Genomic DNA, 7870 nt, shown 5'->3' on the forward strand with positions numbered 1-7870 from the left:
GTCGTCAGCGCGCGTCGTCGGCGGGCGCCGCCGCCTCCGCGTGCCGGTCGCGCAGCCGGGCCCGGATCTCCTCCGGGGTGTACGCCCGACGCCGCCGTTCCGCCCGCGCGATCACCACGCCGGACGCCGCGACGCCGGCGAGACCCGCGAGCCCGAGCACCTTCCACCACCGCATCCGTTGCCGCATCGGCCTAGGGTAGACCCCCATGAGCATCAGCCTGGACGAGGCAGCGGAGCTGACCCGCACCGGCGACGTGTGGGTGTTCCGGGGCCGCAGCGTGCCGGACCGGGCCATCCAGTTGACCACCAACAGCCCGGTCAACCACGTCGGCATGGCGGTGGTGCTGGACGACATGCCGCCTCTGATGTGGCACGCGGAGCTGGGCAGGTCGCTGCCCGACATGTGGTCCGGCACCCACCAGCGCGGCGTGCAGTTGCACGACCTGCGGGACGCGGTCTGCGTCTGGGCCAACCGGTACGGCCAGCGCGCCTGGCTGCGCCAGCTCGACCCGCCGGCCGACGCGGAGATGGAGAACGCGGTGCTGCGCACCGTCGCCCGGCTCGACGGCACGCCGTTCCCCTCCACCGCCCAGCTCGCCTGGCGCTGGGTGCGCGGTCGGGTGCCGGCGATGCGGGTCCCGGCGCTGCCGGGGCGGGGCCGGGACCGCTCCGGGGCGTCGGTGCGCGACCGCGCGCTGGAGACGGCGTACTGCGCGGAGGTCGTCGCGGTGACCTACGAGGCGATGGGGCTGCTCCCCGCCGGGCGGCGTCCGAACTGGTACGACCCGGGCCGGTTCTGGAGCGGCGACGACCTCGGCCTGGCCGGCGACGCCCGGCTCGGCGCCGAGATCGAGGTGCGCATCCCGCCGCGCTGAGGTTTGGCCCGGCGGCCGGCAGGCAAATGCTGTCCCTGTGAGAGCCTCCACCGATCTCGACACGCTGACCGACTTCTTCGACCGGTACGGCGTGGCGCTGACCACCGGCGACCTGCCCGCCATCGCCGGCTGTTACGCGCTGCCGGGGCTGGTGGTCGCCGACACGTACAGCTTCTCGTTCACCTCCCCGGCGGCGGTGGCACTGTCCTTCGTGGGCGCCGCCCCCGACTACCAGGAGCGCGAGCTGGTCGCCGCGCACGCGGCCATCGAGGACGTGCAGCCGATGTCGGCACTGCTGACGATGGTGGCCGTCGAGTGGGAGTTCCTGGACAGCCAGGGTCGAGCGGTGCCCGGCGAGCGTTACCGCTACCTGCTGCGCGCCACCGACGACGGCCCGGTCATCTGCACGGTTCTGCGCGCCGCCTGACCGTCGCGTCCGGCGGGCACGTTTTGGCTCCCACCTCCTTGCCAGCGACCGCTACGCTTTTCCGGGCGACCGCGGGAGGAGGGCATGTCCGGCATGCGCCGACCATCGAGCAGGTCCTACGGCACGGCCGTCATCGCGTCCTCGCCCTGGATCGTGGTGTCCGTCGGCGCCGGGGTGATGGTGGTGCTGTTGGTCATCGCGCTCGGCGCCTACCGGGGTCGCGGTCCCGCGTTCGACGCGCAGCCCGGCCCGCCCGAGCCGACCCTCGCCCTGCCCGACGCGTGGCCCGCGCCGAGCGTCCCGGCCACGGCCGCGTCGCCGTCGCGGCGGGCGTCGCCCACGCCGTCCGGCCGCGTCACCGGCCGGTCCACCCCGGGCGCGCCCGCGCCGGCGCGTTCGAGCCGTACGCCGTCCCCGGACCCTGGCGGAGACGAGGGCAAGGTGCTGCTGCTGCCGCCGACCGCGTCGCCGGTGAGCGGGCGCTACCGGGTGCTGGACGAGTCCCACGGCGGGTTCGTCGGCGAGGTGCTGGTCAGCAACACCTCCCGGGACGGCCGGGCGTGGACGGCCCGGCTCGCCTTCCCGGGCGGTCGGCTGGGCAGCGCGTGGATCGAGGGCGCGCCACAGGGGACGGCCACCCGGACCGACGACGGCTTCACCTACCGCAGCGGCCAGGATCTGGCCGGGGGAGCGTCGGTGGCGCTGCGGTTCTACGTCCAGCACGCGGACAGCCGCCCGGCAAGCTGCACCGTCGACGGCGTCGCCTGCCACGGGCTGTAGGTCACCGAGGTTTCCCAGGGCCCGGCGCGTTCGCGCCGGGCCCTGCTTTTGCAAGCGAACTGCTTTGTTGCGACTCTGTTTGCAAGGTATTGCAGAATGTTTCGGCAAGGGCTAGCGTGCGGGCCAATCAGCGACCAGAGGAAGGCCGTCGATGAAACCCCCGCCGATACCGCGCAAGGCCCTGCTCGCCCTCGTCTCCCTGCTCACCCTCACCCTCGTGGGCACCCCGGTCGCCGTACACCAGCTCGGCGCCGACGCCACCGACGGCACGGACGGCACCGGCCCGCTCGCCGCGGCCGGCGCCACCCAGTGGCGTGCCGAGCCCCCGGCGGAGGCGCTGCTGGAGGCCGGCAGCAACCAGGCCCGTGCCGAGCAGTTCTACTTCGTCCTGCCGGACCGGTTCGCCAACGGCGACCCGCGCAACGACGCCGGCGGCCTCACCGGGGACCGGCTCTCCACCGGGCTGGACCCGAAGGACAAGGGCTTCTACCACGGCGGCGACCTCAAGGGCGTCACGGACAGGCTCGACTACATCCAGGGGCTGGGCACGACGGCCATCTGGCTCGCCCCGATCTTCAAGAACCGTCCCGTGCAGGGCACCGGGTCCGACGTCTCGGCCGGCTACCACGGCTACTGGATCACCGACTTCACCCAGGTCGACCCGCACTTCGGGACGAGGGACGACCTGAAGCGGCTGGTGCGGCTCGCCCACCAGCGCGGGATCAAGGTCTACCTCGACGTCATCGTCAACCACACCGCCGACGTCATCAAGTACGCCGAGGACAAGTACACCTACGTGGACAAGGCGACCTCCCCCTACACCGACGCGCAGGGGCGGCCCTTCGAGGACCGCCACTACGCCGACGGCAGCCGGGACTTCCCGACGGTCGACACCACGTCGTTCCCGTACACCCCGACGTTCGACACCCCGGCCGACGCGAAGGTCAAGGTCCCGGCGTGGCTGAACGACCCGACCATGTACCACAACCGGGGTGACTCCACCTTCGCCGGGGAGAACAGCGAGTACGGCGACTTCTTCGGGCTCGACGACCTGTGGACCGAGCGCCCCGAGGTGGTGCGCGGGCTCACGAAGGTCTACTCCGAGTGGGTGGAGTCCACCGGTGTCGACGGGTTCCGGCTGGACACCGTGAAGCACGCCAACCTCGACTTCTGGCCGCAGTTCAGCCAGGGCATCGAGCGCGCCGCGGACCGCGCGGGCAAGAAGGACTTCTTCATGTTCGGCGAGGTCTACAGCGCCGACCCGGAGATCACCTCGACGTACGTGCGGCGCGGTGGCCTGCCGGCCACCCTCGACTTCGCCTTCCAGGAGGCCGCGCGCGGCTACACCGCCGGCGACGGCTCCGCCAAGGCCCTCGCCGACGTGTACGCCCGCGACGACCTCTACCGCTCCCGGGACACCGACGCGCGGCGGCTGACCACGTTCCTCGGCAACCACGACATGGGCCGGATCGGCTCGTTCATCGCCGGTGGCGGCACCGACCCGGCCAGCCACCTGCGCCGCGACCGGCTCGCCCACGAGCTGATGTTCCTCACCCGGGGCCAGCCGGTGGTGTACTCCGGCGACGAGCAGGGCTTCACCGGTCCGGGCGGCGACAAGGACGCCCGGCAGGACATGTTCGCCTCCCGTACGCCCGACTACCTCGACGACGACCTGCTCGGCACCGACCGGACGCACGCGGTCGACCAGTTCGACCCGACGCACCCGCTCTACCGGGCCATCGCCGAGCTGGGCGCGCTGCGCCAGGCGCACCCGGCCCTGCGCGACGGTGTCCAGGTCACCCGGTACGCCGCCGACGGACCCGGCGTCTTCGCGTTCTCCCGGATCGACCCGAAGCAGCGCACCGAGTACGTCGTCGCGGTGAACAACGCCGCGACCGCGCAGACTGTCACCGTGGACACCTGGTCGGCCGGCGCCACCTTCGCCGGCGTCTACGGCGGCTCGGCCGCCCCGGCCGCCGCCGCCGACGGCAGGCTCACCCTGACCGTGCCGCCGCTGTCGGCGGTGGTGCACCGGGCCGGCACCCCGATCGCGCTGCCCGACGCCGCGCCGAGGATCACGATCACCGCTCCGGCGCCCGGCGAGCCCGTCGCCACGAAGGCCGCCGTCACCGCCCAGGTCACCGGCGACCCGCTGGCCACCGTCACCGTCGCCGCCCGGGTCGCCGGCGGGAAGTGGACCCTGCTCGGCAGCGCCGACCGGGCCCCGTACACCGTCCACCACGACCTGACCGGGCTGGCCGGCGGCACGAAGATCGAGTACAAGGCGGTGGTCCGCGACGGCAGGGGCCGGACGGCCACGGCCCGGTCCACGGCCACCGTCGGCACCCCGGCCCAGTCCGCCTCCCGGGACTGGGCGGTGGTGCACTACCAGCGCCCGGCCGGCGGCTACGACGACTGGGGCCTCTACGCCTGGGGCGACATCGACCCCGCGTACGCCACCGAGTGGCCCACGGGGCAGCCGTTCGCCGGCGAGGACTCCTACGGCCGGTTCGCCTGGGTAAAGCTCAAGCCGGGCGCGAAGTCGGTCGGCTTCCTGGTGGTCGACAGGAACGGGAACAAGGACGTCGGCCAGGACCGCACCATCGACGTGACGCAGACCGGGGAGATCTGGCTCAAGCAGGGCGACCCGGCGATCTACCCGACCCGGCAGGCCGCCACCGGCGAGCCCGACCCGCCCGTCGAGGACGGCACCGCGCTCATCCACTACCGCCGCGCCGACGGCAACTACGACGGCTGGGGCCTGCACCTGTGGGACGGCGCCGCCAACCCGACGGACTGGGCGAAGCCGCTCGCCCCGGCCGGCGTCGACGCGTTCGGCGCGGTGTTCCGGGTGCCCCTCGCCGCCGGGGCGACCGGGCTGAGCTACATCATCCACTCCGGCGACGAGAAGGACCTGCCGGAGGACCAGCGGCTCGACTTCGCCACCGCCGGCCGCGAGGTGTGGCTGCTCGCCGGCACACCCGGGCGGCTGCTGCCGTCCACCGCGTCCGGCGCCGCCCGGGACGTCGACATCACCAGGCAGAAGGCGCACTGGATCGACCGCTCGACCGTCGCCTGGCAGACCGGGCCCACCGACGGCAGGACGTACGCCCTGGTCGCCGCCCCGGCCGGCGGGGCCACCGTCGCCGACGGCGAGCTGACCGGCACGTACACCACGCTGCCGTTGACGGCGCAGCGCAACGGGCTCACCGAGGCCCAGCGCGCGGCCTTCCCGCACCTGTGGGCGTACCGGAGCTTCGCCCTCGACCGGCGGGACCTGGCCAAGGTCCCCGCGGCCCTGCGCGGGCAGCTCCTGGTGACCGAGCGGGACGCCGAGGGCACCCTGCTCGCCGCGACCGGCGTGCAGATCCCCGGGGTGCTCGACGACGTCTACGCCCGGGCCACCGACGCGAAGCTCGGGCCGACCTTCGCCGGCAGGGTGCCGACGCTCGCGGTCTGGGCGCCGACGGCGCGGCAGGTGTCGCTCCAGCTCTTCGACTCGCCGACCGGGCAGCCGAAGGCGGTGGCGATGCGCCGCGACGACCGCACCGGCGTCTGGTCGGTGCGCGGCGCCCGCGACTGGCACGGCAAGTACTACCGCTACCAGGTGCAGGCGTGGCAGCCCGCGACGCAGCAGATGGTCACCGCCGCGGTGACCGACCCGTACTCGCTGGCGCTGGCGCCGGACTCCACGCACAGCCAGATCGTGGACCTGGCCGACCCGGCGCTCGCGCCGGCCGGCTGGGCGACGCTGCGCAAGCCGGCGGCCGTGCCGTCGACGAAGGTGCAGATCTCCGAGCTGTCCGTCCGGGACTTCTCCGTCGCCGACACCACCGTGCCGGCCGAGCGGCGGGGCACCTACCTCGCCTTCACCGACCCCCGGACCGCCGGCATGGCGCACCTCAAGGCGCTCGGCGACGCCGGGGTGACGCACCTGCACCTGCTGCCCGCGTTCGACTTCGCCACGATCCCCGAGCGGCGGGCCGACCAGCGGCAGCCGGCCTGCGACCTGGCCGCGCTGCCGCCGGACTCCGAGGAACAGCAGCAGTGCGTCGCGGCGGTGGCGGACACCGACGGCTACAACTGGGGGTACGACCCGCTGCACTACACCGTGCCGGAGGGCGGCTACGCCGTCGACCCGGCCGGGGCGAAGCGCACCACGGAGTTCCGGCAGATGGTGGCCGGGGTCAACGGCGCGGGGCTGCGCGTGGTGATGGATGTCGTCTACAACCACACCTCGGCGGCCGGCACCGACCCGAAGTCCGTGCTCGACCAGGTCGTGCCCGGCTACTACCACCGGCTGCTGGAGGACGGCAGCGTCGCCAACTCGACCTGCTGCGCCAACACCGCCCCCGAGCACGCCATGATGGGCAAGCTCGTGGTGGACTCGCTGGTCACCTGGGCCAGGGCGTACAAGGTGGACGGCTTCCGGTTCGACCTGATGGGCCACCACCCGAAGGCGAACATCCTGGCCGTGCGCAAGGCGCTCGACGAGCTGACCCTCGCCCGCGACGGCGTGGACGGGAAGAAGATCCTGCTCTACGGCGAGGGCTGGAACTTCGGCGAGGTCGCCGGCGACGCCCGGTTCGTGCAGGCCACCCAGGCCAACATGGCCGGCACCGGGATCGGCACCTTCAACGACCGGCTCCGCGACGCGGTGCGCGGCGGCGGGCCGTTCGACGCCAACCCGCGGGTGCAGGGCTTCGCCTCCGGCCTGTTCACCGACCCCAACGGTGATCCGGTGAACGGGTCCGCGGCCGAGCAGCGGGCCCGCCTGCTGCACCAGCACGACCTGATCAAGGTGGGGCTCACCGGCAACCTGCGCGGCTACCGGTTCACCGACTCCGCCGGCCGGCAGGTCACCGGCGGCCAGGTCGACTACAACGGCTCGCCCGCCGGCTACACCGCCGCGCCGGGGGAGGCGGTCACCTACGTCGACGCGCACGACAACGAGATCCTCTACGACGCGCTGGCGTACAAGCTGCCGCAGGACACCCCGGCGGCGGACCGGGCCCGGATGCAGGTGCTGGCGCTGAGCACCGTGGTGATGGGGCAGGGTCCCGGATTCGTCACCACCGGCACCGAGCGGCTGCGCTCGAAGTCGCTGGACCGCAACTCGTACAACTCGGGTGACTGGTTCAACCAGATCCGCTGGGACTGCGCCCAGGGCAACGGGTTCGGCGCCGGGCTGCCGCCCGCGCAGGACAACCGGGACAAGTGGCCGTACGCCAAGCCGCTGCTGGCCGATCCGGCCCTGGTGCCGGACTGCGCGGCGATCAACATGACCGACGCCCGGTACGCCGAGCTGCTGAAGATCCGGGCCTCCTCGCCGGTCTTCGGGCTGGCCACGGCGGAACAGGTGCAGAAGCGGGTCGCCTTCCCGCTCTCCGGCGCGGCCGAGACGCCCGGCGTGCTCACCATGACGCTCGACGGTCGCGGCCTCGACGGGCGCTGGAAGTCGGTGACGGTGGTCTTCAACGCCACCCCGGAGGCGGCGACGCAGCAGCTGACCGGGCTGCGTGGGGCGGACGTGGCGCTGCACCCGGTGCTGCGGACCTCGGCGGACGAGGCGGTGCGCACGGCCTCGTTCGACCGGGCGAGCGGCACGTTCACGGTGCCGGCCCGCAGTGTGGCGGTGTTCGTGCAGAGCTGACGCGCGACACGAACCGGCCCCCTCCCGCACTCGCGGGAGACGGAGCGCAGCGGCGCACCCCGTGGCGATCTGAACGCGCGCCGCAACCGGCTGCGCGAGGTGATCGAACCGGTCGTCGCCGCGGCCGGCTACGAC

At 73.5% G+C, this 7870-nt stretch carries 5 protein-coding genes; 4 read left to right on the forward strand and 1 reads right to left on the reverse strand.

Going from position 1 to position 7870, the window contains the following annotated elements; all coding sequences use genetic code 11:
- Window positions 1–4: 4 nt before the first annotated feature.
- Entirely contained in the window at window positions 5–187 is a 183-nt protein-coding gene (locus tag AB0L34_RS18410; RefSeq protein ID WP_357465055.1) for a hypothetical protein, read from the reverse strand.
- A 19-nt stretch (window positions 188–206) separates the two neighbouring features.
- On the opposite strand from AB0L34_RS18410, the gene AB0L34_RS18415 reads away from it, so the two are divergent.
- From AB0L34_RS18415 to pulA, 4 genes are all read left to right on the forward strand, one after another.
- Window positions 207–875: a hypothetical protein gene (locus AB0L34_RS18415; RefSeq protein WP_363705591.1), complete on the forward strand. Its 669-nt coding sequence runs from the start codon at window positions 207–209 to the stop codon at window positions 873–875.
- Between the two features lie 37 nt (window positions 876–912).
- Complete coding sequence (locus tag AB0L34_RS18420) at window positions 913–1302, forward strand: hypothetical protein (RefSeq protein WP_350711436.1); 390 nt, start codon at window positions 913–915, stop codon at window positions 1300–1302.
- Window positions 1303–1386: 84 nt separating this feature from the next.
- Window positions 1387–2082 carry a cellulose-binding protein gene (locus tag AB0L34_RS18425; RefSeq protein WP_363705592.1) on the forward strand — a complete coding sequence of 232 codons (696 nt, stop codon included), beginning with the start codon at window positions 1387–1389 and terminating at the stop codon, window positions 2080–2082.
- A 151-nt stretch (window positions 2083–2233) separates the two neighbouring features.
- Window positions 2234–7735, forward strand: a complete 5502-nt coding sequence (gene pulA / locus AB0L34_RS18430; protein ID WP_363705593.1) for a pullulanase-type alpha-1,6-glucosidase — start codon at window positions 2234–2236, stop codon at window positions 7733–7735.
- The last annotated feature ends 135 nt before the right edge of the window (window positions 7736–7870 follow it).

Origin of the sequence: Micromonospora sp. NPDC052213, from assembly GCF_040679695.1 — a bacterium.
GTDB lineage: Bacteria > Actinomycetota > Actinomycetes > Mycobacteriales > Micromonosporaceae > Micromonospora.